24 protein-coding genes are annotated in these 24,051 nt (G+C 62.3%); 9 read left to right on the top strand and 15 right to left on the bottom strand.

The features are described 5' to 3' along the window. The first annotated feature begins 11 nt into the window (after positions 1-11). The 5 genes from GGD57_RS16365 (at position 12) to GGD57_RS16345 (ending at position 5,142) form a co-directional block, all read left to right on the top strand. Entirely contained in the window at positions 12-1,814 is a 1,803-nt protein-coding gene (locus GGD57_RS16365; RefSeq protein WP_184471383.1) for an ABC transporter transmembrane domain-containing protein, read from the top strand. 142 nt (positions 1,815-1,956) lie between these two features. Next, complete coding sequence (locus GGD57_RS16360) at positions 1,957-2,949, top strand: Bug family tripartite tricarboxylate transporter substrate binding protein (protein ID WP_184471381.1); 993 nt, start codon at positions 1,957-1,959, stop codon at positions 2,947-2,949. A 153-nt stretch (positions 2,950-3,102) separates the two neighbouring features. Continuing rightward, positions 3,103-3,291 carry a YegP family protein gene (locus GGD57_RS16355; protein WP_003566419.1) on the top strand — a complete coding sequence of 63 codons (189 nt, stop codon included), beginning with the start codon at positions 3,103-3,105 and terminating at the stop codon, positions 3,289-3,291. Between the two features lie 254 nt (positions 3,292-3,545). Then, positions 3,546-3,884, top strand: a complete 339-nt coding sequence (locus GGD57_RS16350) for a YciI family protein (protein ID WP_184471379.1) — start codon at positions 3,546-3,548, stop codon at positions 3,882-3,884. A gap of 7 nt (positions 3,885-3,891) precedes the next feature. After that, the gene (locus GGD57_RS16345) at positions 3,892-5,142 is read left to right on the top strand and encodes an RNA polymerase sigma factor (protein ID WP_184471377.1); all 1,251 of its coding nucleotides are present in this window, start codon (positions 3,892-3,894) and stop codon (positions 5,140-5,142) included. Here GGD57_RS16345 and GGD57_RS16340 read toward each other — a convergent pair whose 3' ends face one another. The 12 genes from GGD57_RS16340 to GGD57_RS16285 all read right to left on the bottom strand — a co-directional run bounded on the left by GGD57_RS16340 (position 5,143) and on the right by GGD57_RS16285 (position 18,155). Further along, positions 5,143-6,174, bottom strand: a complete 1,032-nt coding sequence (locus GGD57_RS16340; RefSeq protein ID WP_184471375.1) for a peptidoglycan -binding protein — start codon at positions 6,172-6,174, stop codon at positions 5,143-5,145. It lies immediately after the preceding gene. A gap of 3 nt (positions 6,175-6,177) precedes the next feature. Next, on the bottom strand, positions 6,178-7,281 hold the full coding sequence (locus tag GGD57_RS16335) for a MotA/TolQ/ExbB proton channel family protein (protein WP_184471373.1): 1,104 nt from the start codon (positions 7,279-7,281) through the stop codon (positions 6,178-6,180). Positions 7,282-7,392: 111 nt separating this feature from the next. Next, the gene (locus GGD57_RS16330; RefSeq protein ID WP_085738313.1) at positions 7,393-8,193 is read right to left on the bottom strand and encodes an inositol monophosphatase family protein; all 801 of its coding nucleotides are present in this window, start codon (positions 8,191-8,193) and stop codon (positions 7,393-7,395) included. 200 nt (positions 8,194-8,393) lie between these two features. Then, complete coding sequence (locus GGD57_RS16325) at positions 8,394-9,491, bottom strand: protein-glutamate methylesterase/protein-glutamine glutaminase (RefSeq protein ID WP_184471371.1); 1,098 nt, start codon at positions 9,489-9,491, stop codon at positions 8,394-8,396. Between the two features lie 174 nt (positions 9,492-9,665). After that, positions 9,666-10,520: a CheR family methyltransferase gene (locus GGD57_RS16320; RefSeq protein WP_085738315.1), complete on the bottom strand. Its 855-nt coding sequence runs from the start codon at positions 10,518-10,520 to the stop codon at positions 9,666-9,668. Between the two features lie 29 nt (positions 10,521-10,549). Beyond that, positions 10,550-11,026: a chemotaxis protein CheW gene (locus tag GGD57_RS16315; RefSeq protein WP_184471369.1), complete on the bottom strand. Its 477-nt coding sequence runs from the start codon at positions 11,024-11,026 to the stop codon at positions 10,550-10,552. A 2-nt stretch (positions 11,027-11,028) separates the two neighbouring features. Continuing rightward, complete coding sequence (locus GGD57_RS16310; RefSeq protein WP_184471366.1) at positions 11,029-12,837, bottom strand: methyl-accepting chemotaxis protein; 1,809 nt, start codon at positions 12,835-12,837, stop codon at positions 11,029-11,031. Between the two features lie 338 nt (positions 12,838-13,175). After that, positions 13,176-14,873 carry a methyl-accepting chemotaxis protein gene (locus GGD57_RS16305; protein WP_184471364.1) on the bottom strand — a complete coding sequence of 566 codons (1,698 nt, stop codon included), beginning with the start codon at positions 14,871-14,873 and terminating at the stop codon, positions 13,176-13,178. Positions 14,874-14,903: 30 nt separating this feature from the next. Further along, a complete protein-coding gene (locus GGD57_RS16300; RefSeq protein ID WP_184471363.1) occupies positions 14,904-15,416 on the bottom strand; it encodes a chemotaxis protein CheW in 513 nt (170 codons plus the stop codon). Beyond that, positions 15,413-17,464 carry a chemotaxis protein CheA gene (locus tag GGD57_RS16295; protein ID WP_184471361.1) on the bottom strand — a complete coding sequence of 684 codons (2,052 nt, stop codon included), beginning with the start codon at positions 17,462-17,464 and terminating at the stop codon, positions 15,413-15,415. Before GGD57_RS16295 ends, GGD57_RS16300 begins: the two co-directional genes overlap by 4 nt. After that, complete coding sequence (locus GGD57_RS16290; protein ID WP_010067413.1) at positions 17,461-17,829, bottom strand: response regulator; 369 nt, start codon at positions 17,827-17,829, stop codon at positions 17,461-17,463. The genes GGD57_RS16295 and GGD57_RS16290 overlap by 4 nt, the downstream gene beginning before the upstream one ends. After that, positions 17,826-18,155: an STAS domain-containing protein gene (locus tag GGD57_RS16285; RefSeq protein ID WP_184471358.1), complete on the bottom strand. Its 330-nt coding sequence runs from the start codon at positions 18,153-18,155 to the stop codon at positions 17,826-17,828. The genes GGD57_RS16290 and GGD57_RS16285 overlap by 4 nt, the downstream gene beginning before the upstream one ends. Positions 18,156-18,498: 343 nt before the next feature. Between GGD57_RS16285 and GGD57_RS16280 the strand changes: the two genes are divergently transcribed. Further along, positions 18,499-20,241: a chemotaxis protein gene (locus GGD57_RS16280; RefSeq protein WP_184471481.1), complete on the top strand. Its 1,743-nt coding sequence runs from the start codon at positions 18,499-18,501 to the stop codon at positions 20,239-20,241. Positions 20,242-20,267: 26 nt separating this feature from the next. Here the strand turns inward: GGD57_RS16280 and GGD57_RS16275 are convergent, their stop codons facing one another. Together GGD57_RS16275 and GGD57_RS16270 are read right to left on the bottom strand one after the other, a co-directional pair. Beyond that, positions 20,268-21,350 carry a tetratricopeptide repeat protein gene (locus GGD57_RS16275; RefSeq protein ID WP_184471356.1) on the bottom strand — a complete coding sequence of 361 codons (1,083 nt, stop codon included), beginning with the start codon at positions 21,348-21,350 and terminating at the stop codon, positions 20,268-20,270. Positions 21,351-21,360: 10 nt separating this feature from the next. Beyond that, positions 21,361-22,014, bottom strand: coding sequence for a thiamine phosphate synthase (locus GGD57_RS16270; protein ID WP_184471354.1), 654 nt, complete (start codon positions 22,012-22,014; stop codon positions 21,361-21,363). Positions 22,015-22,121: 107 nt separating this feature from the next. Here GGD57_RS16270 and GGD57_RS16265 point away from each other — a divergent pair, with 107 nt between their 5' ends. Continuing rightward, complete coding sequence (locus tag GGD57_RS16265; protein WP_184471352.1) at positions 22,122-22,886, top strand: sulfite exporter TauE/SafE family protein; 765 nt, start codon at positions 22,122-22,124, stop codon at positions 22,884-22,886. A gap of 67 nt (positions 22,887-22,953) precedes the next feature. After that, positions 22,954-23,214, top strand: a complete 261-nt coding sequence (locus GGD57_RS16260) for an ArsR/SmtB family transcription factor (protein ID WP_126907479.1) — start codon at positions 22,954-22,956, stop codon at positions 23,212-23,214. 220 nt (positions 23,215-23,434) lie between these two features. On the opposite strand, the gene GGD57_RS16255 is transcribed toward GGD57_RS16260, so the two are convergent. After that, entirely contained in the window at positions 23,435-23,608 is a 174-nt protein-coding gene (locus tag GGD57_RS16255; RefSeq protein ID WP_085738324.1) for a YdcH family protein, read from the bottom strand. Positions 23,609-23,835: 227 nt separating this feature from the next. On the opposite strand from GGD57_RS16255, the gene GGD57_RS16250 reads away from it, so the two are divergent. Beyond that, positions 23,836-24,039, top strand: coding sequence for a YdcH family protein (locus GGD57_RS16250; RefSeq protein ID WP_003566445.1), 204 nt, complete (start codon positions 23,836-23,838; stop codon positions 24,037-24,039). The last annotated feature ends 12 nt before the right edge of the window (positions 24,040-24,051 follow it).

The following is a 24,051-nucleotide window of genomic DNA, read 5'->3' as shown; positions in this document are numbered from 1 at the left end:
TCGGAGACGATTTGGCAGAGCAGGCACGGGCTGAGGAAAACAAAAGGCGGTCGTTGCGGCCGCTCGGCAGGCTGACGCCTTACATCATGCGCTATCGCGGCATGGTGGCCGGGGCGCTGATATCGCTGGCGCTTGCCGCCATCACCTCACTGACGCTGCCGCTTGCCGTGCGTCGGATGATCGATCACGGCTTCACCCAGTCCGACGGCCGCTTCATCAACAGCTATTTCGCCATGCTCATGGTCATGGCCATCGTGCTCGCAATCGCAAGCGCCATGCGTTATTATTTCGTCATCACCATCGGCGAGCGCATCGTCGCCGATCTCCGCCGTGACGTCTTTGCCCATGTGACGAGGCTGTCGCCCTCCTTCTTCGACGTCAACCAGTCCGGCGAGATCGTCTCGCGCCTGACCGCCGATACGACGCAGATCAAATCCGCCGTCGGCGCCACCGCCTCGGTGGCGCTCAGGAATCTCATTCTCTGTCTCGGCGCCATGGGCATGATGATCGTCACCTCGCCGAAGCTTTCGAGCCTCGTCATCGGTGCGATCCCGCTGATCGTCTTCCCGCTCGTCGCCTTCGGCCGCTCGGTGCGCAAGCGTTCGCGCGCCGCTCAGGACACGCTTGCCGATGCATCCGCCTTCGCCAACGAGACGGTCGCCGCCACCCGCACCGTCCAGGCTTTCAATGGCGAGGACGCGGCAGCGGAACGCTACGGCGCCGCCGTCGAATCCGCCTATGACGCGGCCCGCGCCGCCATCCGCTCCCGCGCGCTGCTGACGGGGATTGCCATCACCCTGATCTTCGGCAGCGTCGTCGCCGTGCTCTGGGTCGGCGCCCACAGCGTGCTTGCCGGCACGCTTTCGGCCGGCACGCTCGGCCAGTTCCTGCTCTATGCCGTCATATCGGCCGGTTCGCTGGGCGCACTGTCGGAGGTCTGGGGCGAACTCTCGCAGGCAGCCGGCGCCGCCGATCGGCTGACAGAACTCCTCGACGAGGTCTCGCCGATATCAGCCCCCGCCAACCCGCAGCCTCTGCCTTCGCCCGGCCGTGGCCGCGTCGAATTTTCCGATGTGCATTTCGCCTACCCCTCGCGCCCCGGCAAATCGGCCCTGCATGGCTTAAGTTTCGCCATCGCCCCCGGCGAGACGGTCGCGATCGTCGGCCCGTCCGGTGCCGGCAAGAGCACCGTCTTCTCGCTGCTCCTACGCTTCTACGATCCGCAGCAGGGGAGCGTGAAGATCGACGATGTCGACGCGCAGCTGACGACACCCGACGAGTTGCGCCGGCGCATCGCCATTGTGCCGCAGGACGTCACCATCTTCGCCGCCTCGATCCATGACAACATCGCCTTCGGCCGTCCCGGCGCCTCGCGCGACGAGGTCCGTGCCGCAGCAATCGCCGCCCAGGCCGACGAATTCGTCACCCGCCTGGACAGGGGCTACGAGACCGAGGTCGGCGAACGCGGCGTGACGCTTTCCGGCGGCCAGCGCCAGCGCATCGCCATTGCCCGCGCCATCCTGAAGAATGCGCCCGTGCTGCTGCTTGACGAAGCGACCTCCGCACTCGACGCCGAAAGCGAGACGCTGGTGCAGAAGGCGCTCGACGGGCTGGTGGACGGCCGCACGACGCTTGTCATCGCCCATCGCCTGGCAACCGTGTTGAAAGCCGACCGCATCCTCGTTATGGATCAGGGCCGCGTCGTCGAGGAGGGTACGCATCAGAGCCTGATCCGCCACGGCGGCATCTATGCACGGCTGGCGAAGCTGCAATTCGATGCAGCAAATGAAGACGTGCTCGCCGCCGCGAAATAGCCGGCGGCTCTTCTCCTGCAGACCGCGACTAAAGTCTGAGCCCGATTGCCCTCCCTGCGGTTGTCTTTCGAACCTCCCGCCCTACCCTCTTCATTCCCCGGGGTGGGGATATTGCCGTTGAAATTCTAGGGAGGAGATAGGAATGGCGCTTTCCGATATGACGCGACGCACGGGCCTTGCGCTCGCTCTTGGCCTGACTGCAACGCTCGGTCTCGGCATGTCTGCCACGGCTGCGGATTTCCCCGATCGCGCGATCACCATGGTCGTGCCCTTTGCGGCGGGCGGTTCCACCGATGTCGTCGCCCGCATCGTCGCGCAGAAGATGTCGGAAGATCTCGGCCAGCAGGTGATCGTCCAGAACGTTGCCGGCGCCGGCGGCAATCTCGGCGCCGGCAACGTCGCCCGCGCCGACCCTGACGGCTACACCATTCTGATGGGCACAGTCGCAACCCACGCCCTCAACCCGCTGATCCTCAAATCGACCCCCTATGATCCCGAGAAGGATTTCGCGCCGGTCTCGCTGCTCGTCGTCGTGCCGAACGTGCTGGTCGTCAATCCGGAGCTGTCAGCAAAGACCGTTCAGGAACTGATCGCGCTGCTGAAAGCCGAACCCGAAAAATACAGCTATGCCTCGTCGGGTAACGGCACGCCGCTACATCTGTCCGGCGAACTCTTCAAGTCGATGGCCGGCGTCAGCATGCAGCACATTCCCTATAAGGGCGCCGGCCCGGCATTGAACGACGTCATCGGCAACCAGGTGCCGATCATGTTCGACAACCTTCCATCCTCATCCAGCCACATCAAGGCCGGCACCCTGCGCGCGCTGGCGGTGACGACGGCCGAACGTGCACCCTCCTTCCCAGACGTGCCGACTGTCGCAGAGTCGGGCATTCCAGGCTACGAAACCTATACCTGGAACGCGCTTTTCGCTCCGGCCAAGACGCCGGACGAGGTGGTGACGCGCCTCAACGCCTCGGCCAAAAAGGCGCTCGCCGACCCGGCCGTTGCCGAACGCATGAAGGAGTTCAGCGCCACCATCGTCGGCTCGACGCCGGACGAGCTCGCCGCCCATGTGAAGGCCGAACTCGCCAAATGGGAGCCGGTGGTCAAGGGTGCGAACATCCAGATGGAGTGACGCCGGCGACGCTGGCCTTCGCTGGCACCCCATCTAAGCGGTGACAATTGGACGCTGAACAGCCAATTCTAATTAAGGTGGTGGAAAAGCTCGCCATTTTGATCTAGCCTCCCCAACGCTGATGGTTGCAATTCAGCGTTTCGGGAGACCTCCATGTATAAATTCGAAGTTTATAAGGATAAGGCCGGCGAGTTCCGCTTCCGCTTCAAGGCATCGAACGGGGAAACCATGTTCCTTTCCGAAGGCTACAAGGCGAAGGCGTCCGCCATGAGTGCTATCGAATCCATCAAGAAAAACACGCCCAGCGCCGACGTCGTCGACCAGACGAAGGCCGAAGCCTGAGCAGAAGCAGCGGCGGCGTAAAACGCCGCCCTGCCCGCGCTCCTCAGCGCCGCCGGCCCTTGAGCCCGGCGGCTTGTGATCTTTGCGCCATTTCACTTTTTTCGGATATTTTTGAAGGCCATGTCGAAATAATCGCTGGCCGCGCCTCATTGTCTCGGAACGGCCGAACCGCTCCGCCGGGCGTCACTATGGGATATCGGTTCCCTATATCGAGATGCCTGGATCAACGCCAACAACGAGATCAGGAGTTTTTCATGCAATATGCTCTCATCATTCGCGAAGCCCCCGAGGATTTCGCCCGTCGTGACGATCCCGCCTATCGAGACGGCTGGATGGCCTACATCAAGGCGATCGCCCAGGCGGGAATCGTGATCGCCGGCGCCGGCCTGACAGCGCCCGAGACCGGCACGGTCATACGCCGCAAGGGCGGGGATCACGATGTTCAGGACGGCCCCTATCCGGAGGTCAAGGAGCAGCTCGGCGGCTTTTATCTGATCGAAGTTCCAGACATCGACACAGCACTCGAATGGGCGACCCGCGTGCCGATCTCCGACAAGGGCTCGGTCGAAGTGCGCCCACGCCTGCAGATGTGAGGTTGCGATGCCGCCCGATGCCGGACGCGCCGCCGAACAGGTGGCGCGTCAATCCTACGGCAAGCTGATCGCCTTCCTCGCCGCCCGCTCGCGCGACGTGCCGGCGGCGGAAGACGCATTGTCGGAAGCGCTGGCTTCGGCGCTTCGCGTCTGGCCGGAGCGCGGCGTTCCGGATAATCCGGAAGCCTGGCTGCTGGTGGCTGCGCGCCGCAATCTCATGCAGGCCGCCCGCCATCGCACCGTCGCGGCCAAGGCGCAAACGACGATATCGCTGGCCTTCGAAGAAGCGGAGGAACGCATGAACGAGGCCGGCAAAGCCGTCTTTCCCGATGAGCGGCTGAAGCTGCTGTTTGCCTGCACCCATCCGGCCATCGACAGCTCCGTCCATACCGCACTGATGCTGCAGACAATCCTCGGCATCGAGGCGAGAACCATTGCCCGGGCATTCGTCGTCTCGCCGGAAGCGATGAGCCAGCGGCTGGTGCGGGCCAAGGTGAAAATCCGCGATGCCGGCATTCCCTTCGCCGTTCCGCCTCGCCCCGCTCTATCAGGGCGGCTCGCCGCCGTACTTTCGGCGATCTACGCCGCCTACGGCCTCGGATGGGACGGTCTCGACGGCGAGGAAGAGCACCATTCGCTTGCCGGCGAGGCAATCTGGCTCGGCCGCGCGCTTCTCGCGGTACTGCCCGATGAACCGGAAGCGATCGGTCTTCTGTCGCTGATGCTTCACTGCGAAGCCCGCCGCAGCGCCCGGCGTGACAGCGATGGCCGATATGTGCCGCTGGACGAGCAGGATACGGCTGCATGGAATGCGATCATGATGACCGAGGCGGATGAATTGCTGCGCAAGGCCGGAGGTTTCGAGCGTTTCGGCCCGTTCCAGTGCCAGGCGGCGATACAGTCGGTGCATGCCGCCCGCCGGCTGTCGGGAAAGACCGATTGGCAGGCGTTGACGACACTCTATGCGGCGCTGGTGATGATGAGGCCGACGCTGGGTGCGCGGGTCAGCCAGGCTGCGGTGATCGGCAGAGCCTCAAGCGCCGCCGCCGGCCTGGAACGGCTCGACCAGCTCGATGCCCGCGCGATCGCAAGCTACCAACCCTACTGGGCGGTGCGCGCCTTTCTTCTGGCTGAGGCCGGTGACGATAGCGCGGCGGTCGACGCCTACATCGCGGCAATCGGCCTCAGCGACAGTCCCGCCGTGCGTGACTTCCTCATCGGTCGGCTGGAGAAGGCGCGGCAGGCGATGTCAGGCTGATCATTTCTCGGTCAGCTTCAGTTCGATGCGGCGGTTGGTGGAGCGCGCATCCGGCGTATCGCCCGGCGCGATCGGCTGGAATTCGCCGAAGCCGGCGGCAACGAGCCGGTCGGCCGGTACGCCCTGACCGATCAGGAACTTGACGACCGAAATCGCGCGCGCCGAGGAGAGTTCCCAATTGTCGCGATAACGGCCGGTTCCGGCGAGCGGCACATTGTCGGTATGGCCGTCGACGCGCAGCACCCAGTTGATCTCCGGCGGAATTTCCTTGGCGAGATCGAGAAGGGCGGCGGCAAGCTTTGCCATCTCCGTCTGTCCCTCCGGATTGAGATCGGCGCCGCCCGAGGGAAACAGCACTTCCGACTGGAAGACGAAACGGTCGCCGACGATGCGGATATTCTCGCGGTCGGACAGGATCTCGCGCAGGCGGCCGAAGAAGTCGGAGCGATAGCGGTTCAGCTCCTGCACGCGCGCGGCGAGCGCGACGTTCAGGCGACTTCCGAGATCGGCGATCTTCGTCTGCGAGACCCGGTCTTTCTCCTCCGACGCCTGAAGGGCAGCTTCGACAGCGGCGATCTGGCTGCGAAGTGCGGCGATCTGCTGATTCAGCAGCTCGACCTGGCTGAGCGCCCGCTCGCTCACCTGCTTCTGCTCGTCAAGCTCCTGCGTCATCGCGCCGATCCGCTTCTGCGCCGCATCCTGGCCGCCGGAGCCGGCGCTCAGCAAGGCTTGCAGCCGCGAACGCTCGTTTTCGGCACCAGCAAGCGAGGCTTGCAGGTTGGCAACCGAATCCTGGAGGTCCTGGTTGCTGCCCTTTTCAAGCGCGAGAAGCTGCGTCAGTTCGTTGATCTGGCTGTTGAGGCGATTGAGCACCTCATCCCGCCCGGTGATCTCGCGGCTGAGGATGAACTGCCCGACGACGAAGACCGTCAGCAGGAACATGATCGAGATGAGCAGCGTCGACAGCGCATCGACGAAGCCCGGCCAGTAATCCACCGTGCGTTCGCGGCGCCGGTTGCGGGCAAGAGCCATGGCCTACTTGCCCTCGCTCGTTTCTGCCTGGCTGGCGCGGTCGCGCAAACGCTCGCCCCGCTCGCCTGTGCGCTCCTGCACGCCGATACGTTCGGCAAGCCTGTCGAGCGTCCGGCGCATTGCCTTCGCCTCATCCTGCTGCGCCTCGATCCAGTCGCGCAGCATCTGCTGCTCGTTGCGCATGTTTTTGACCAGACCCTGAATGCCTTCGGCAAGGCTCGCCATCGCGGCGACGGAGCGCTGGGTGCCGCTGCCGCCCTCTTCCGAAACCTTGCGCAGATAATCGGAGAGCGCACGCATGTCGTCGGAGGAAGCGCCGGTAACGGCGTCGAGGGCAGGCGCAAGGTCGGAGCCGACATCTGTGACCGAGGAGAGCCAGTTTTCCAGCTCCATGTAGAAACGGTTCTGCGCGCGCCCGGCCTGCAGGTCGAGGAAGCCGAGAATGAGTGAACCGGAAAGGCCGAGCAGCGAGGAGGAGAAGGCCTGGCCCATGCCCGAAAGCGGCGTGGAAAGCCCTTCCTTCAGCGCCGAGAGCACGTCCCCCGTGCCGTTCGAGCCGGCATCGAGCGATTGGATCACGATGCTGATCGAACCGATCGTGCCGATGAGGCCCCAGAAAGTGCCGAGCAGGCCGAGGAAGACCAGCAGGCCGATCAGGTAGCGCGAAACGTCACGCGATTCGTCGAGACGGGTGGCGATCGAATCGAGGATCGAGCGCAGCGCCGTCGTCGACAGCGCCAGCGAGGTCTTGCGGCTGCCGATCAGCGCCCGCATCGGCGCAAGCAGCCGCGGATTACGGTTGACCTTGTCGGCGCTGCCGGCAGCGCGGAACGAGTTGAACCAGCGCACTTCGGGGCGAAGCGCCAGTACATGGTTGAAAACAAGAATGATTCCGACTGCGAGAACGCCGACGATCAGGCCGTTGAGGCCCGGATTGTGCATGAAGGCAGTCTGCGTTTGCCGGAAGAGAATGGCGGCGATAAAGCCGACGATGACCAGGAAAAGCAACATCGTCCAGAGGAAGGGCATGGGGCTCGAGAGCTTGTAGGCATAACCGCCCGGCGTCTTTTCGGTGGAGCCGATCTCCGCCACATTCACATTTTCCATAGGTTCAGCTGCCTCCGAACTCACTGCTGGCGGAGACTAGATCAACATTGTGCCGAATTGAAGTATGCCGGGGCGAAAACCGTGACTTTACAACAGCCGGTTTTCACCCGCTCACTTGGCCGGGATCGGTCGTTTGATAACTTCGACTAGGGCCTTGTGGATGGCTTCGTTGCCTGCGACGATCGCGCCGCTCTCCAGAATGGCTGTGCCGCCGTCCCAGTCGGTGGCGAAACCGCCGGCTTCGCGGATGAGCAGGATGCCGGCCGCCATGTCCCAGGGCGCAAGCTCCGCCTCCCAGAAACCGTCGAAGCGCCCGGCCGCGACATAAGCAAGATCGAGCGTCGGCGAGCCCAGGCGGCGGATGCCCGCCACTTCGCCCATGACGTGGCGAAGCTCGACCAGGAACTTGCCGTGATTGCGCTTGCCGAGCGCCGGCACGCCGCAGCCGATGACGCAATCCGACAGCACGCGGCGCGCGGCGACGCGCAGGCGCCGGTCGTTGAGGAAGGCGCCGCCGCCGCGCTCGGCGGTATAGAGTTCGTCGGTCGCCGGATTGAAGACGACGGCGGCGACGATCTCGCCATTGCGTTCGAGCGCGATCGAGACGGCGAAGGCCGGGATGCCGTGCAGGAAGTTCGTCGTGCCGTCGAGCGGGTCGACGATCCAGCGATGTGCTCCGTCCGTTCCCTTGATCTCTTCGCTTTCCTCACCGAGGAATCCATAGGTCGGACGGGCCTTCAGCAACTCTTCCCTGACGATCTTCTCGGCCTTGCGGTCGGCGCTGGAAACGAAATCGCCAGGCCCCTTCACCGAAACCTGCAGGTTCTGCACTTCGCCGAAATCACGTCCCAGCGATTTTCCTGCCTTGAGCGCAGCCTGAACCATGACATTGAGAAGAGCTGAACGGGCCATCGGCGCATTTTCCTTGGGACTGATACGAGGTGCGCGCTGCCAGGGGCGGGAAGTGTCCCTGAACATGCATGACAGACAGCGCTGCAAAGATTGGCGGCCTCAAGACCACAAAATCGAGGAAATTTCAAGGGGACGCATGCATGGCTGCCCTGCGGCACCGGAAACCGGCATTTATTCCGGTCGGATCAGGATAAACCGTCTCAGAACTTCTGCTGCGTCATCATCACTTCACGGGCCATCTGGTCGAGCGGCAGGATGCGGTCGACGCCGCCCTTGGCGATCGCCTCTTTCGGCATGCCGAACACGATTGAGCTCGCCTCGTCCTGCGCCACCGTATAGGCGCCGGCCTGATGCATCTCCAGCATGCCCAGCGCGCCGTCGTCGCCCATGCCGGTCATGATGATCCCCATGGCATTCGAGCCGGCGGATCGCGCTGCCGAACGGAAGAGCACGTCGACCGAAGGCCGGTGACGCGACACCAGCGGCCCGGTCTTCACGCTGACATAGTAGCGTGCGCCCTGGCGTTCGAGTAGCGTGTGCTTGTCGCCGGGTGCAATCAGTACGTGCCCGCGCAGCACCGGGTCGCCGTCGACGGCTTCTTTCACCTCGACCTCGCAGAGCCCGTTCAGCCGCTTGGCGAAGGCGTCGGTGAATCTTTCCGGCATATGCTGGACGATCACCATGCCGGGCGCATTGGCCGGCAATTCCTCCAGAAATTCGCGCAGTGCCTCCGTGCCGCCGGTGGAGGCGCCGACGCAGACAACCATCTCGGTCGTCTTCGCCATAGCCCGTCCCGTCGGCGGCGGCAGCATGACATCCGCTGTCAGCTTCTTGGTCGGCCCGTCGGCCGAGGCTGAGCGGATGGTTCCGGCGGCGCGGCGGACGGTAGGAAGCCGCGCATGTGAAGCACTCTTGACGATTTCGCGAATGCGCATCGCATCATCGGAAAGACTGTCGGCGGCCCCGATCTTCGATTTCAGAATGACGTCGACGGCGCCCGCCTCCAGTGCCTGGATCAGCGTTTGCGAACCTGCTTCCGTCAGCGACGAGCACATCACCACGGGTATCGGCCGCTGTGCCATCAGCTTGCGTAGGAAAGTGATGCCGTCCATGCGCGGCATTTCCACGTCGAGCGTGATGACATCGGGGGTTTCCTCCAGCAGCTTGCGTGCTGCCGCGAAGGGATCGGAAGCCACCGCCATGATCTCGATATCGGGATCCTGCTCCAGCACATGCGTCAGCGTCTGACGGATGCTGGCGGAATCGTCGATGATGAGAACGCGGATTTTTTTGGCCATGAATGCTCCTAGAGCAATTCCAGGAAAAGTGCGAAGCGGTTTTCCATCCGGAATTGCGTAAAAACAAAAAGCGAGAGCGGTTCTGCGCTTCCATCAAAAGCTGAACCGCTCCTCAGAACTCCAGGAAAAGTGGGAAGCGGTTTTCCCAGGATTGCCCGGAAAAATCGACATGCACTAGATACGCTGAAAGACCGTATTGGAGACCTGCTTCAACGGCAGATCGAAGCCGGTGATCGATTCGGAATGACCGATGAACATATAGCCTCCCTTCGCCAGGCAATCGCAGAGGCGGTTGAGCACGCCTGCCTGGGTCTGCTTGTCGAAGTAGATTAGCACGTTGCGGCAGAAGATGACGTGCATCGGCTCCCCGATCGAATATTTCTCGTCCATCAGGTTCATGCGCGCAAAGCCGATCTTGCTACGCAGTTTCGGCGTGATGCGCACCTCCCGCCGATCCGGCTGCTTGGCCGTCAGCACATATTTGCGCTGCAGATCACGCGGCACCGGCGCGATGAGGTCTTCCGGATAGATGCCCCGGCGCGCCGTCTGCAGTACGTCGGTGGAAAGATCGGTCGCCAGCACGCTGTAGGAAACGTCGTTGCGGCCTTCGGTGAATTCCGCCAGCACCATCGCCATCGTATAGGGTTCTGCCCCCGTCGAGCAGGCCGAACTCCAGGTGCGGATGGTGCGAACGCCGCTGCTGGCGATCGCCGGCAGCGCCGCGCTCTGCAGGTAGTCGAAATGTTTGGCTTCGCGGAAGAAGTCGGTTTTATTCGTCGTCACCACGTCTATCAGGTAGATCGTTTCCTGGGCTAGGCCGTCATGATTGAACAGGAAGTCGCAATAATCGTCGAAGGTCGAATGGTTGGTTGCGCGAAGGCGGCGTCTCAGCCGCCCTTCGAGCATCGTCAGCTTGGTCGGCGGCATCTTGATACCGCTATAATCATAGATGAACCGGGCAAGTTTTTCGAAATTGCGCTTGCTGATCCGGTCGCCCGGCAATTGGGTTTCCACCGCTGCCATACTCATAGAACGCCGTACTCCGGTTTGACGCGCGGTCAAGCGGCCGATTGCAGTGCCGAGGTGTCCTCGCGCGACAAGAGCCGCGCGAGATCGATGATGACGACGAAGCCGTTTTCACGGCGAACGACGCCGGCAATATAGTCAGAGCGCCAGCGCACGCCGATGTCGGGTGCCGTCTCGATTTGGTCACGCCGGAACGGCGTGACCTCGAAGACGCGGTCGGCGACGAGGCCGAGGGTGAGCAGCCGGCTTTCCAGCGGCACGTCGAGGACGAGCACCCGCGTATGCGGCGTCGGCACGGTCTTCGTCATGCCGAGCTTCAACCGAAGATCGATCGTCGGCACGCCCTGCCCACGCACATCGCGCAGGCCGAGCAGATAGTCTGGACCGTTCGGAATCTTGAAAGCTTCCGCATAGTCGAGGATTTCCCGCACGACCTCGACCGGCACGGCGAAAATTTCTTCGCCGAGGCTGAAGGTCACGAATTGCGCTTCCAGAGGTGTTGGAGCCATGATCAGGCGCTTTCCTTGAATTCGGCGTCCCCATCATCGGGACCGCCCATGGAGAGATCGAGAGCAAAACCCTTTGCCCGCGCTTGCTGGCCGGCAACGCTGTTGGCGGCCGGTTTCCTGACACCGAGCTTGCGGCCCGCGATGGGAGCCGAGCTGCGGACAGTCACCTTTGCAGCCGGCGCGCGGGACGGGTGGTCACCAGCGGTATCGATCTTGAAGAAGGCTATCGAAGTCTGCAGTTCTTCGGCCTGGGCGGCGAGTTCCTCGGACGTTGCCGACATCTGCTCGGAAGCGCCGGCATTCTGCTGCGTCACCCGGTCGAGCTGCTGGATCGCTTCGTTGATCTGCGAGGCGCCGATATCCTGTTCGCGGCAGGCAGCGCTGATTTCGGAGACCAGCTCGGCTGTCTTGCGGATGTCGGGCACCAGCCGGCCGAGCATATCGCCGGCGTCCTGGGCGGCCTTGACCGTATCGCCCGACATCGAGCTGATTTCGGCGGCGGCCGACTGGCTGCGTTCGGCAAGCTTGCGGACTTCCGAAGCGACGACCGCAAAACCCTTGCCGTGTTCGCCCGCACGCGCCGCTTCGACGGCGGCATTCAGCGCCAGCAGGTCCGTCTGGCGGGCGATTTCTTGGACGATGCCGATCTTTTCGGCAATGGTCCGCATCGCCTGCACGGCGCGCGACACCGCTTCGCCGCTCATCTCGGCATCCTTGGCCGACTGGCGGGCGATCTTTTCCGTCTGGGCGGCATTGTCGGCATTCTGCTTGATGTTGGCGGCCATCTGCTCCATCGAAGCGGAAGCCTCTTCGGCGGAAGCCGCCTGTTCGCTGGCGCCCTGCGACACCTGCTCGGAGCTCGAGGACAGTTCCTGGCTGCCGGCCGAAACATTTTCTGCGGCAGCCGCCGCATCGGCGACGACGCCACGCAGGCGCTCGACCATCTGCTCGAGCGCAATGCCGAGCGTATCCTTCTCCGACAGCGGCTTCGGGGCCACCGTCAGATCGCCCTCGGCGATCTGCGCCGCAATGTTGGCGGTGATGCGAAGGTTCTCCGTCATGGTGTTGATCATGTTGACCAGATCCTTGATCTCGTCGTTGGTCCTGATCTCGACCTTCTGGTTCAGATCACCGATGGCGACGGCGCTGGCAACGTTCATGATCTTGCGAAGGCCGCTGTTGACGCCGAGCGCAATCCAAAGCGCAGCGCCGAAAGCGATAAGCGCAGCCCCGATTGCGATACCAATCAACATGTTCTTCGTTGAGCTATAAAGAGCATCGGTATCGCTATCGGCCTGCGCCATCGACTTCTGCTGAAGCGTAACGAGTGTCCCGAACACCTCTTCCATTTCCCCGACAAGGGCGCGAACCTCCCCTGAGGAAAGCGCTACAGCCCCTGTTCTGTCGCCGCCCTGCTGAGTGGAGGCTACTCTGTTGGAACCTTCATCGAAGCGCTTGGCCAGTTCGATCAGCCTGTCCCACAGAGGCTTGCCTTCAGGCGTTGCGAGCTGCAGGCCGCTTGTCGCGAAGCTGAGCATTTCATCGACGCTTTTCGCCGAATTCTGATAGTCCTTCTTGACGATTTCAGAATCCGTTTCCAGAAGCGCGTTCTTCTGCCAGCGGACCGCATCGAGCTCGGCAGTTTGCGCTTCCAGCGCCAGTTCCAGCCTTTTTGCAGGCCCGGCAACAAGGTCGCCGACGGCGTCGTTCAGCGAGCTGAGGCTGATGATTCCATAGACCGCGCTGCCCACCAGCAACAGAATAACAACGCCGAAGGCGGCTGCGAGTTTAAGTTTGATCGTAATACGCATCTCAATATTCCTCTCTGAGAGCGAAGCATTAAATATGGTCCAGGCGGCGCAGCATCATGCGGCAAAGAAATTCCGGTAGGCGAAAACATGCCGCGGAAGGAAGTAAATATACTTCAGTGCCGGCTCCCCCGAGCCGGAAGTCTGTGTCGCGGGCCAGGCTGGCCGGCCCGCGACGGTTGCAAACGGGATCGCAGAAAGACGTCCCGTCCCCTGAACGGACATCTGTCGGTCACAGCGCCAACGCCTACATCCGTTGGGCATATTCCGCCTCGGGCCACCGGAGCGGCCCGAGGGATCAAATGAGAGCAAAAGCGGTCGAGCGCCTCAGCCGCGGAGCACTATGCACTCTCGCGAAAATCGTCGTCGCCGGCATCCGGACCGCCCATCGACATGTCGAGAGCAAAACCCTTGAGACGCTGCTGCTGAGCCGAGACCGTCTGGCCGCGGCCCTGCGGCACCGGTTTGCGGACAGCGGCCGATGCCTTGAGCCCCTTGGCCGCAGTTTTTGGCTGCACCATGTGAGCGACGGGCCGCGTGCTGCCTGCCGTATCGACCTTGAAGAAGGCGATCGAGGCCTGCAGCTCTTCGGCCTGGGCAGCGAGTTCCTCGGAGGTTGCCGACATCTGCTCGGAGGCACCGGCATTCTGCTGCGTCACCTTGTCGAGCTGCTGGATCGCTTCGTTGATCTGCGAGGCGCCGATATCCTGCTCGCGGCAGGCGGCACTGATTTCGGAGACCAGTTCGGCCGTCTTGCGGATATCGGGCACCAGCCGGCCGAGCATGTCGCCGGCATCAGCGGCGGCCTTGACCGTATCGCTCGACATGGCGCTGATTTCGGCAGCAGCCGACTGGCTGCGTTCGGCAAGCTTGCGCACTTCCGAAGCGACCACCGCAAAACCCTTGCCGTGTTCGCCGGCACGCGCCGCTTCGACGGCCGCATTCAGCGCCAAGAGGTCCGTCTGGCGGGCGATTTCCTGGACGATGCCGATCTTCTGGGCAATCGTGCGCATGGCATCGACAGCGCGCGTCACCGCCTCACCGCTGATCTCGGCATCCTTGGCCGACTGCCGGGCGATCTTCTCAGTCTGGGCGGCATTGTCGGCATTCTGCTTGATGTTGGCGGCCATCTGCTCCATCGAAGCGGAGGCCTCTTCGGCCGACGCTGCCTGTTCGGTCGCGCCCTGCGACACCTGTTCCGAACTTGCCGAAAGCTGCTGGCTGCCGGATGAGACATTGTCGGCGGCCGACAAGGCGTCGGCAACGACACCGCGCAGGCGTTCGATCATGGTATTGACGTTGCCCAGAAGCTCACCGATTTCGTCGTGGCTGGTGATCTCAGCCATCTTCGTGAGATCACCTTCGGAGACTTCGCGAACCACGGTGTTGGCGCGGCCAAGGCCCTTGCTGATCGTGTTGGCGATCCAGAAAGCGGTGAGAGCAGCGATCAGCAGGGCGACGGCGGCGACCGCAACCATCGTCGTGCGCGTCGTCTCGTACTGGTTCTGGGCGCCATCGTCGGCAGCCTTCATGCGCTGCTTTTCAAGGGCCAGGATTTCGCTGAGCGTCGAGTCGATGTCATTGGCAGCGGCCCGCGCCGTCGTGACGGAGATGGTGTTTGCGCCTTCGGCATTACCCGCTTTCACAAAGTCGCGGATCTGATCGTCGGCCGCATCGAAGGTCTTGGAAAGTTCGGCGATGCGCGCCCAGCGCGCCTTGCCTTCTTCTGTTGCCAGCGCCAGCACCTGGCTGAACGCACTGGCGAATTCCTTGCGCGCCTGGTCGCCCTTCGCGATCGCGCGGGCCGTCTCGTCTGCGCTGCGCGCTGTGAGCAGGTTCTTCTGCTGGCGGATCGCCTCGAGCTGGGCAATATTGATCTGCTGCGCGAGATCGAGGCGAGCCGCCGGGCCGGCGAGAAGCCTGTCGATGGTGTCGTTCAGCGATCCAAGGCTGAAGACACCGTAAGCGGCAGTGCCCACGAGCATCAGAATGATGAAGGTGAACGCGGTCACCAATTTCGTCTTGATTGTCAGTCGCATCGTCAAACCCCCATTTGAATTCATCCAGCGTCAGGTGACGGCTCCCGCCGTTTTATGCCTGGATGAAAAGATTGCGTGCAGATTGGGGAGAATGATGAACTCTCCGCCCCTCTTCACCAGGCAGTTGATGTAGTCGGCGCGCCAGCGCATGCCGACACTCGGCGGCGCCTCGCTCGCGGATTTTGCCAGCGTCGTCACCTCGTTCACCTTGTCGGTTCTGAGTCCGACGAGCGTCCGCTCGCCCTGCAGATCGATCTCGATGACGATGAAGCGGCTGTCGATCGTGGCCTCCGCCGCCTCCATCCCGAAGGCAAGACGCAGGTCGGCCAGCGGAATGACCTTGCCGCGGAAGTTGATGACGCTGGCGACGAAAGGCTGGCTTCCCGGCACCGCGGTCTCCGGAAGCAGGTCCAGGATTTCCTGGACGATGACCGCTTCCAGCGCGAAAGTCTCGCCGTTGAGATCGAAGGTCAGCACCTCGACTTCCTCGGCATGGCTCCAATGGTTGTCGAATCGTTCGACGGTTGCTGCTTTTGCACTCATCCTGCTACACGCAATTGCGCCTCCTGCTGCTGACCCGCGGCCACCAGGTGCCCGACGTCGAGAATGAGGGCGACGCTGCCGTCGCCGAGAATGGTCGCGCCCGAAAAGGTCGCGACGTCGTTGTGCAGTTTCGACATCGACTTGATGACCGTCTGATGGTCGCCGATGATCTGGTCGACGACGAGACCGACGCGCTCCGTGCCTGTGGAGATGACGACGACCTTCTGATGCACGTCGGGCTTGGTGCCGGTGCGGAAGAGGTCGCGCAGGCGAAGGAACGGCACCAGGCTGTCACGCAGCGAGATGAAGCTGCGGCCGCGCGAGCGCAGATCCTCCTCGAGCGACAGTTCGAGGCATTCCTCGACCGCCGAGAGCGGGATGACGTAGCGGCCCGAACCGACACGCACCAGCAGCCCGTCGATGATGGCAAGCGTCAGCGGGATGCGCAGCGACACTTCCGAACCCTGTCCCGGCACGCTGACGATGTCGATCGCGCCGCGAAGCTCTTCGACCGTCTTCTTGACCACGTCCATACCGACGCCGCGGCCGGACAGATTGGTGATCGCCGCGGCCGTCGAAAAGCCCGGAGCAAAGATCAGCTGCAGCAGCTCGGAATCGGAGAGAGGTTGGCCGGGGTGGATGAGGCCGGAAGATTCCGCCTTGGCGCGAACACGTTCGCGATTGATGCCGCGGCCGTCGTCCTTGATCGAGATAATCACCTCGCCGCCGGCCTGACGGGCCGAAAGCGTTATCGTGCCGGCCTTGGCCTTGCCGGCGACGAGGCGGTCGGCCGGCACTTCGAGACCGTGATCGATCGAGTTGCGCACCAGGTGCACCAGCGGATCGGCCAGCCGCTCGATAACCGTCTTGTCGACTTCGGTGGTCTCCCCCTCCATCACCAGCTCGATCACCTTGCCGGTCTCACGGGCGAGATCGTGGACGAGGCGGCGGAAGCGGGAGAAGAGGGTTGCGACCGGCACCATGCGCAGCACCATCATCGTGTCGCGCAATTCGCCGGAGAGGCGCTCGATTTCTTCCGAGACGGAGCGCAGCGCGATATCGGCACTGGCGCTGGCAAGCTGGCTGAGGCGCGATTGCGCGATGACAAGCTCGCCGACACGGTCCATCAGTTCGTCGAGACGCTCGGCCGGAACGCGGACATTCTCGGCCGACTTCGCCTGGCTGGCCGGCGCGGACGCCTCGCGCCTGGCCGGAACCGCCTCGACGGGACGAAACGCCGGCACGGCAGCCGGCGGAACCGGCACCGCCGATACCGCGGCGATGGGAACAGCTGTCGGCTTTACTTCGACCGGAGCGGCGGTTGCTGTTGCCGCGCCGCCGATCTCCTCGACGCTGATTTCCATATCGTCGAGCACGAAGATGAAGACGTCGTCGATCGCCGAGCGGTCCTGCTCGCTGGTCAGCGTCACATCCCAGGAAATGTGGAGTTCCGTCGGAGTGAGCTCATCGAGAGGCGGAATGGCTGATGTGTTGGCGCGCACGGTGCATTCGCCAAGATCGCGCAACTCGTCCAGCAGGCCGAGCGGATTGGTGCCGTTGGCCATCGAATTGGCCGGCAGGCTGAAGCGGATGCGCCAGCTGTTTTTTTTCTTTGCCGGGGCTTCGCGCACGGCCGCAGGTGCGGAAACAGCGGCGACCGCTGGTGCAGGCGCCTTGCCGCCGACGGCGGCCTGCAACTGCGCCAGAAGTTTCTGGCCTGTATCGCCATGATCGGCATCCGGCTGGTCGACGAGTGCGCGCATGTGGTCCTGGGTGGCGAGAACGGCGGCGACCAGTTCGCTGGTCGCCGCGACCTCGCCCTTGCGGACGCGGTCGAAGGCCGTTTCGCAATGATGAGTAAAGGCTGCGAGCGCCTCGAAGCCGAACATCGCGCCGGAGCCCTTGAGCGTGTGCAGCCCGCGGAACACGGCATCGACGAGGTCCTTGTTGTCGAGATCGTGGGTCAGATCGAGAAGACCAGCCTCGATCGTTTCGAGGCATTCGGCTGCTTCCATGCGGAATACGGCGACCGGATCGAGCGTACTCATCTTCCGAGGACCTTTTTGACGATCTTCACCAGATTTTCCGGGTCGAACGGCTTGGTCAGCCAGCCCGTTGCACCCGCCGCCTTGGCGCGAGCCTTGAGATCGGCGTCGGATTCCGTCGTCAGGAAGATGATCGGAACACCGGCCTGCCCGGGCAGCTTGCGCAGTTCCTCGATCATCGTCAGCCCGTCCATAACCGGCATGTTGAGATCGGTCACGATCAGATCGAAGCTGCTGCTCTTCGCCTTCGCGAGGCCTTCGGCCCCGTCGGCGGCCTCGGTCACGCTGTAACCGGCATTCGACAGCGTGACCTTGGTGGTCAGGCGGATGCTGGCGGAATCATCAACGGTCAGGATATTTGCACTCATAACGCTACCTCTTTATGCAACCAGAACTTGGCATCTTCTCGATCGAAGGATTCGATGAAACCTGCGCGCTCAAGTACCTTCAGGACCGAGCCGCGAGCAGGTGTAGAAAGTTTGAATGTCTTCCCGCCGGATTTTGCTTGGCGGCGCGACGACTCTATGAGTTGAACGAAACTCAGATCCGCTTCCGCACTTTCGGGAATGTCGACAACGATTGTATCACGGCCCTGAAATGCGTCAGAAAACTTTGAATATAGTTCGGATACAGAGCGAATACTCAGCACGTCCGGCAAATTTATAGATTCGTGATATTGTTTAGGAGTATCCAACGCAGCCTCCCCGGCCAGAGAAATACTTGATGACCTTCAAAGGACTCTCACGGCAGCGTTAATGCAGGGTAAACAGCGGTTGTATGAAACTACCGTATAACGAGTCTCGAGACTCCCAATTCTCATGGGGAATAAGTTGTATTATTCTCTCAGAATTTAGAAATAAATAAAATAAAAGCAATAAGTTAAGCAATATTAACCATTGGCGGGACCCGGCGCGGCACCCCATCCACATCTTTCGTTAATCACAACGCTGACGAGTCCGGCGCGTTTACCGGACGTTTCCATCCTGCCCGTAGAAATAGAGTCAGATTAGCCTGTGTTTTAAGAAAAGGTACAAATGTTGGCACACGCTCTGGTATCGCCGAACGCTGCAGCCTACACATCCGGGCGGGACATCGGCCGGACCCTGGAATCCGCCCGCAGCCGGGTCGAGGAACGTTTTCTCGAAGGTGGCACGGTGCTGCTCTCGGTGATGGATGTCCTCAACCGCCTGCTGAATTCTCTCGAGGGCGTCACCGCGGCGCTCGACAATGGAGAGTCGAGCGATACCGGCGCCGACCTCCGTGCCACGGTGGAGAGCCTGACGGCGCTGCCGGGCATCGAGGAAAATCGTCAGCAGGCACTCGTCTCGCTGGCGCAGACCGGCAGGGAACTGCGCAAGTACGTCTCCGACATGCAGGAGACGATGCGTTATCTCAGAACCTTCGCCGTCACCGTGAAGATCACCGGCGCCGGCCTTCCTGAATTCGCCGGCTTCGCACAGGAGATTCTGGAACGAATCTATTCCGGCACCGATGAGGTCAACCGGTTCGCCACACATCTCGACAGCCTCGACAAGGAGGTCAAACTCGCCGCCTCCTTCGGCGCCAGTGTCTCCAAGGGCTATGCCGATACCGTTCCGGCCGTCGCTGCCGCCCTGCGCGACGATGCCGCCAAGATCGCCCAACACCGCAAGAATCTCGGCGTCGTCGCCCGCGAGGTCGGTGCGATTGCCCGCGGCGTCCAGAGCAAGGTTGCCTCGACGCTGTCTGCCCTGCAGATCGGCGATATCACCCGCCAGCGCATCGAGCATGTGCAGGCCACCCTTTCGCTGCTTGAGGAATTTTTTGCCGGCGAAGACGGCGCAAAGCTCGATGCCGGTGCCCGCAAGCGCCTGCAGAACGTCATCCACCATCTGACCGCAGCGCAGATGAGCGATATGTGCGCCAATTTCCAGCGGGATTCGGAAAATGTCGTCACGACGATCGCCAGTTTCGATCACGATATGCGGGAGATCCTCAAGCTGCGCGACCAGATGAGCGGTGAGAGCGGCGAAGCCGGCGGCAATTTCATGCGGGCACTGGAATCCAGCGTTTCGGCCGCCCACGAAATCGTCCAGCAAGTCGACACGGCAAGCCGGCAGGCCGACCAGGTGAGCCAATCGACATCAGGTACGGCCGCCAAGCTTTCCGAAGCGATCGCCAACATCCGCGCCGTCAAGACCGACATCCATTACATGGCCTTGAACACCAATCTGCGCTGCAGCCGCCTCGGCGAGGAAGGCAGGTCGATCAACGTCGTCACCGCCGAACTGCGCATCTTCGCCGGCAAGCTCGACGAATCCGCCGACGCCATCGTCACCGGCCTGCCGGCGCTCGAAGCCGCGGCCGGGTGCGTCGCCCCCGCCACCGATGTCGGCGCCGGCGGTCTTGGAGAAAGCCTGACGTCGGCCGTCGGCAACATCCGCTCCGCGGCCAACATGATGGAAAACGAGCTGAAGGTGCTCTCCGAGAACGGTCGTGAGGTCGCCACCAAGATCAGCCTGCTGATCGGCAAACTCGATTTTCAGCGCGATCTCGGCGAGGTCTTTGCCCGTTGCGCCGATCTGCTTGAAAACGCCGCCGGTACCGAGGTCGCCGATATCTCCGACCTCGCCGAGGCAATCGGCCCGCTCGATCGCAAGATCTTCAAGGCCTACACGATGGTCCAGGAGCGCAACATCCATCGCGACATCTTCCCGGCAAATGACGACAGCGCCCCCACCCCTGCCGAGGCCGCCAAAGTCGAAAGCGACGAGGACCTTTTTGCCGATGCGCTTTTTTAAAAGCGCTCGATGAGAACACGCGACATCTATCGCCGCCGGAACTTGTTGGCGGCCTCGATTGCCGCCTTCTGCTGGTCGTCCTCGATGCCGAGGTAGAAATCCTCGAGCGACGGATCGGCAAGCCCGGCGCGGCGCGACAGCACATACCATTTCGCCGCCTCGACCGGGTTGGGCGGCGTACCGATGGCGTTGATATAGAGGTGGGCGAGCTTGTTCTGTGCGGCGACATTGCCGCCATTGGCGGCAAGTTTCAGCCATTCGAAGCCCTTGACGTAATCCCTCGGCCCGCCGACGCCGTTGACGAGCCAGATGCCGAGATCGAGCTGGGCCGTGTCGAAGCCGGCGCGCGCGGCGCGCGCCATCCACTCGCGGGCGAGCTGCTTCTTTTCCTCCGGCAAGTCCTTCAGCGTCGCATAGATCTGCGCCACGGCATATTGCGAATCGGCAATGCCCTGCTCGGCCGATTTCTCGTAGAATGGCAGCGCAAGCTTCAGCCCCTTCTCGCCGGGATTGTCGGCGACGAGGAGTTGCGCCCAGTTGAATTCCGCCGAAGGATTGCCGGCCTCGGCCGCCTTATGCATGTACTCGTCGGCCTTGGCCTTGTCGCGCGGCACGCCCTCGCCTTCCATCAGCATCAGCGCATATTTGAACATTGCCGCCGCATCGCCGCCTTCGGCCGCCTTGCCGTACCAGAAGGCCGCATTCTTCACGTCCTTCTTGACGCCGAGCCCCTGCGAGAGAATCTCTCCGATCAGCGTCTGCGCCGCGGCATCGCCGAGTTGGGCGCGCGGCAGCGCCTTGTCCATCGCCGTCAGGTAGTAACCGCGCTGGAAGGCGCCGTAAGCCTCGTCGACAGGTCCTTTGTAATCCTTTTCCGGCGGCAGATCCGGCAGCTTCGCACCCATGCGATCGAACACACCGACACCATCGGAGGGGCGCACGACCGGGCCGGAAGGCCGGTCGGTGCGGAAAGTCGAAGCCGGCCCCGAGCTTGGCTGGTTTATGACGCTATCGGTTGCTTGCGCCAAGGCGACATCCGGCCCTGCCGCGACGAGGGCGGCCATGCTGGCAAGGACAAATTTCAACAGGCGGGCGGTCTGGATCGGCATGAGCGCGATATCAATCCTCAAACCGTGGCGCTTTTTCGTCAAGCAACGCGTTGATTTCGGCAACGATTGACGGCGCCCGGGCGGGCTCGCCGAAGACCGCCAGCCGCAGCGCCACGAACTCCGCTCCGGTCTCTGCGACGGCAAGCGCCGAGGCCGGATCGGTGCCGCCCATGACGATGCAGGGGATCTCGATCATCGAGGCCCACCATTCGCCGAGCGCAAGGTTCTTCGGATGCGCCTCGGGCTTGATATCGCCATCGAGCTTGCCGAAGAAGATATAGTCCGGCCTGACTTCGCCGATCTCAAGCGCTTTGTGACGGTCGGCTGCGTTGCCGCCGCCGACGATCAGCTTCGGCGCGTGTTTGTCGATCGCTTCCGAAAGCGCCTCCGCATTGCCGGAAAGATGCAGGCCATCGGCCTTCGCCCGGCCTGCAACACGGCTGTCGCCCGATATCAGCGCCGCCGCTCCGGCGTCCTGGATCAGCGGCACCAGCTTCTCCGCATGTTTCTGGAAAGTGCCGTCGTCGAGCCCATATTGCGGTACGATCACCGAGGCGACATCGCCGCCCTTCAGCGCGTCGGCAACGATCTTCGCCTGTTCATCGGCATCGGCAATATCGGGTGCGATGAGCACAAGGCGGCAGCGGTTTTCCGGTTCGGTCATGAGCTCTTTCCGTTTCCTGCGAATTCCCCCTCGAAATGAGGGAGCCGCACTCGTTTTGTGTGAGTAGTTCCGTTAGACGAGGCTTGCAAGAGGAGGACGTCGAAAGCATGCCGCAGGATTTGTCATTCTACTACGCCGCCGTGCCTGCCGTTCTGCTGGTGGGCCTCGCAAAGGGCGGCATGGGCGACGCTTTGTCGCTGATCGGCCTGCCCTTCCTCGCCCTCGTCGTCTCGCCGGTCGAGGCGGCGGCGATCCTGCTGCCGATCCTGGTCTTCATGGACATGATCTCGCTCGTCATCTGGCGCAAGCACGGCGACTGGGCGACGCTGAAGATCATGCTGCCGGGCGCCGTCTTCGGCATCGCGCTGGGCTGGGCGACCTCCGCACTCGTGCCGGGCAATGTGCTGCGCATCGTCATCGGCGCGGTGACCATCCTCTTCTGCCTGCGCTATTTCTGGAACAATTACGGCCTGGGCGCCGACAAGATAGTCCCGCCGCGCGGCCAGCGGCCGGTGGCCGCCGGCCTCTGGGGCACGTTTTCCGGTTACGGCAGCTTCGTCGCCCATGCGGGCGGTGCGCCCTTTCAGATCTATGCCCTGCCGTTGAAACTGCAACCGCGCGAATATACCGGCACCAGCGTGCGATTCTTTGCGATCCTCAACGCCATCAAGCTGATCCCCTATTTTGCGCTCGGCCAGCTCGATACCCAGAATCTTGCGACCTCCGCGACGCTTCTGCCCTTCGCTCCGCTCGCCACCCTCGCCGGCGCCTGGTGCGTGCGCCGCATGAGACCGGCCATCTTCTATCCGTTCATGTATGCGATGGCCCTGATCGCCGCATTGCTGATCGTGCGCGAGGGCCTTGGCTGGTAAGGGCTCCAGCACGCTGCATTGCACAATTTCCTTGCTGCGGCGGCCGGTTTGACGTAGCGTTCGCGTTATGTCGAACACGGACCCTTTCTCTGCGATTGCCGATCCGAACCGGCGTTTTCTGCTGGAGGAGTTGCGCCGCGCACCACGGACAGTCAACGAACTCGCCGAGGGCCTGCCGATCAGCCGCCCCGCTGTTTCGCAGCACCTGAAGGCGTTGCTCGACAGCAACCTCGTCTCGGTGACATCGGAAGGCACGAAACGCATCTACACGGTCAACAACCGCGGTTTCGACACCCTCAATTTATGGCTGGATCAGTTCTGGGCTTAAGGGCTCGGCTAAAGCGCGCCGCGATCTTTCAGATTCGCTCCTTGCGCTTCAGGCCCTTGATTTTACGCACATTTTTCTCGCAAAAGCGCCAGCCGCGATGCTGCAGGCATCGGGCTGGCGCAAATCTGGTGTGAAATCACCGGTTCTTGCTGATTTTAGGCGGAATGGATGGATTTACCTTTTCTTTCGCAAGACGATCGACCGGCGATCCTTGGGAAGATCAGTGGACGGATGACTTGAGACGCTGAATCTCGTCCTTGATGCGCAACTTGCGGCGCTTGCATTCAGCAATTTCCGTATCGGAGATAGAGGGAGCTGTTCTGAGCGTGTGCAACTCTTCCTCGAGAGCGACATGTTTTTTCTGGAGTGATTCAAGATGAGCTTCAACTGTCATTTGACCCTTCCTTCCTCTTACCCTCCCCGGCCATATCGTCGGGGATCAAGGTGTCAACGGCGGGGACTGTGACATATTTTTGACGGCTTGTCGAAGGCCAAAAGATGAAGACTGGATGGCAATTTCATGATCAAGACTAACTAGCCGTTACCTGTATTTGGTGATAGGAGCTTGCGGAAATCATCGGCAGATCGGACAAGATCCGAGGACGATAACGGGGAATACATATGGCCGATCAGGAACAGGCGGAAATCAGGCTGACGGTAGCACGGCTGCGCCAGGAGCACGAGGATTTCGACGCCGCGATCAACGCCATGATCCAGATCGGATGCGATGCTCTGCGGATCCAGCGCATGAAGAAGAAGAAGCTCGTCATCAAGGACAGGCTCTCCAAGCTGGAAGATCAGATCATCCCTGACATCATCGCTTGAGAGGGGTAACAA

Source organism: Rhizobium esperanzae, assembly GCF_014197615.1.
GTDB classification, from domain to species: domain Bacteria; phylum Pseudomonadota; class Alphaproteobacteria; order Rhizobiales; family Rhizobiaceae; genus Rhizobium; species Rhizobium esperanzae_A.
Note: the sequence above shows the minus strand (reverse complement) of the source record. Positions and strands in the feature narration are given on the sequence as shown.

What these genes read in the sequence shown, in the direction of transcription:
- GGD57_RS16360 (WP_184471381.1), top strand. Translation starts at nt 1,957, where the DNA reads ATGGCGCTTTCCGATATGACGCGACGCACGGGCCTTGCGCTCGCTCTT.
- GGD57_RS16355 (WP_003566419.1), top strand. Translation starts at nt 3,103, where the DNA reads ATGTATAAATTCGAAGTTTATAAGGATAAGGCCGGCGAGTTCCGCTTC.
- GGD57_RS16350 (WP_184471379.1), top strand. Translation starts at nt 3,546, where the DNA reads ATGCAATATGCTCTCATCATTCGCGAAGCCCCCGAGGATTTCGCCCGT.
- GGD57_RS16345 (WP_184471377.1), top strand. Translation starts at nt 3,892, where the DNA reads ATGCCGCCCGATGCCGGACGCGCCGCCGAACAGGTGGCGCGTCAATCC.
- GGD57_RS16340 (WP_184471375.1), bottom strand. Translation starts at nt 6,174, where the DNA reads ATGGCTCTTGCCCGCAACCGGCGCCGCGAACGCACGGTGGATTACTGG.
- GGD57_RS16335 (WP_184471373.1), bottom strand. Translation starts at nt 7,281, where the DNA reads ATGGAAAATGTGAATGTGGCGGAGATCGGCTCCACCGAAAAGACGCCG.
- GGD57_RS16330 (WP_085738313.1), bottom strand. Translation starts at nt 8,193, where the DNA reads ATGGCCCGTTCAGCTCTTCTCAATGTCATGGTTCAGGCTGCGCTCAAG.
- GGD57_RS16325 (WP_184471371.1), bottom strand. Translation starts at nt 9,491, where the DNA reads ATGGCCAAAAAAATCCGCGTTCTCATCATCGACGATTCCGCCAGCATC.
- GGD57_RS16320 (WP_085738315.1), bottom strand. Translation starts at nt 10,520, where the DNA reads ATGAGTATGGCAGCGGTGGAAACCCAATTGCCGGGCGACCGGATCAGC.
- GGD57_RS16315 (WP_184471369.1), bottom strand. Translation starts at nt 11,026, where the DNA reads ATGGCTCCAACACCTCTGGAAGCGCAATTCGTGACCTTCAGCCTCGGC.
- GGD57_RS16310 (WP_184471366.1), bottom strand. Translation starts at nt 12,837, where the DNA reads ATGCGTATTACGATCAAACTTAAACTCGCAGCCGCCTTCGGCGTTGTT.
- GGD57_RS16305 (WP_184471364.1), bottom strand. Translation starts at nt 14,873, where the DNA reads ATGCGACTGACAATCAAGACGAAATTGGTGACCGCGTTCACCTTCATC.
- GGD57_RS16300 (WP_184471363.1), bottom strand. Translation starts at nt 15,416, where the DNA reads ATGAGTGCAAAAGCAGCAACCGTCGAACGATTCGACAACCATTGGAGC.
- GGD57_RS16295 (WP_184471361.1), bottom strand. Translation starts at nt 17,464, where the DNA reads ATGAGTACGCTCGATCCGGTCGCCGTATTCCGCATGGAAGCAGCCGAA.
- GGD57_RS16290 (WP_010067413.1), bottom strand. Translation starts at nt 17,829, where the DNA reads ATGAGTGCAAATATCCTGACCGTTGATGATTCCGCCAGCATCCGCCTG.
- GGD57_RS16275 (WP_184471356.1), bottom strand. Translation starts at nt 21,350, where the DNA reads ATGCCGATCCAGACCGCCCGCCTGTTGAAATTTGTCCTTGCCAGCATG.
- GGD57_RS16270 (WP_184471354.1), bottom strand. Translation starts at nt 22,014, where the DNA reads ATGACCGAACCGGAAAACCGCTGCCGCCTTGTGCTCATCGCACCCGAT.
- GGD57_RS16265 (WP_184471352.1), top strand. Translation starts at nt 22,122, where the DNA reads ATGCCGCAGGATTTGTCATTCTACTACGCCGCCGTGCCTGCCGTTCTG.
- GGD57_RS16260 (WP_126907479.1), top strand. Translation starts at nt 22,954, where the DNA reads ATGTCGAACACGGACCCTTTCTCTGCGATTGCCGATCCGAACCGGCGT.
- GGD57_RS16255 (WP_085738324.1), bottom strand. Translation starts at nt 23,608, where the DNA reads ATGACAGTTGAAGCTCATCTTGAATCACTCCAGAAAAAACATGTCGCT.
- GGD57_RS16250 (WP_003566445.1), top strand. Translation starts at nt 23,836, where the DNA reads ATGGCCGATCAGGAACAGGCGGAAATCAGGCTGACGGTAGCACGGCTG.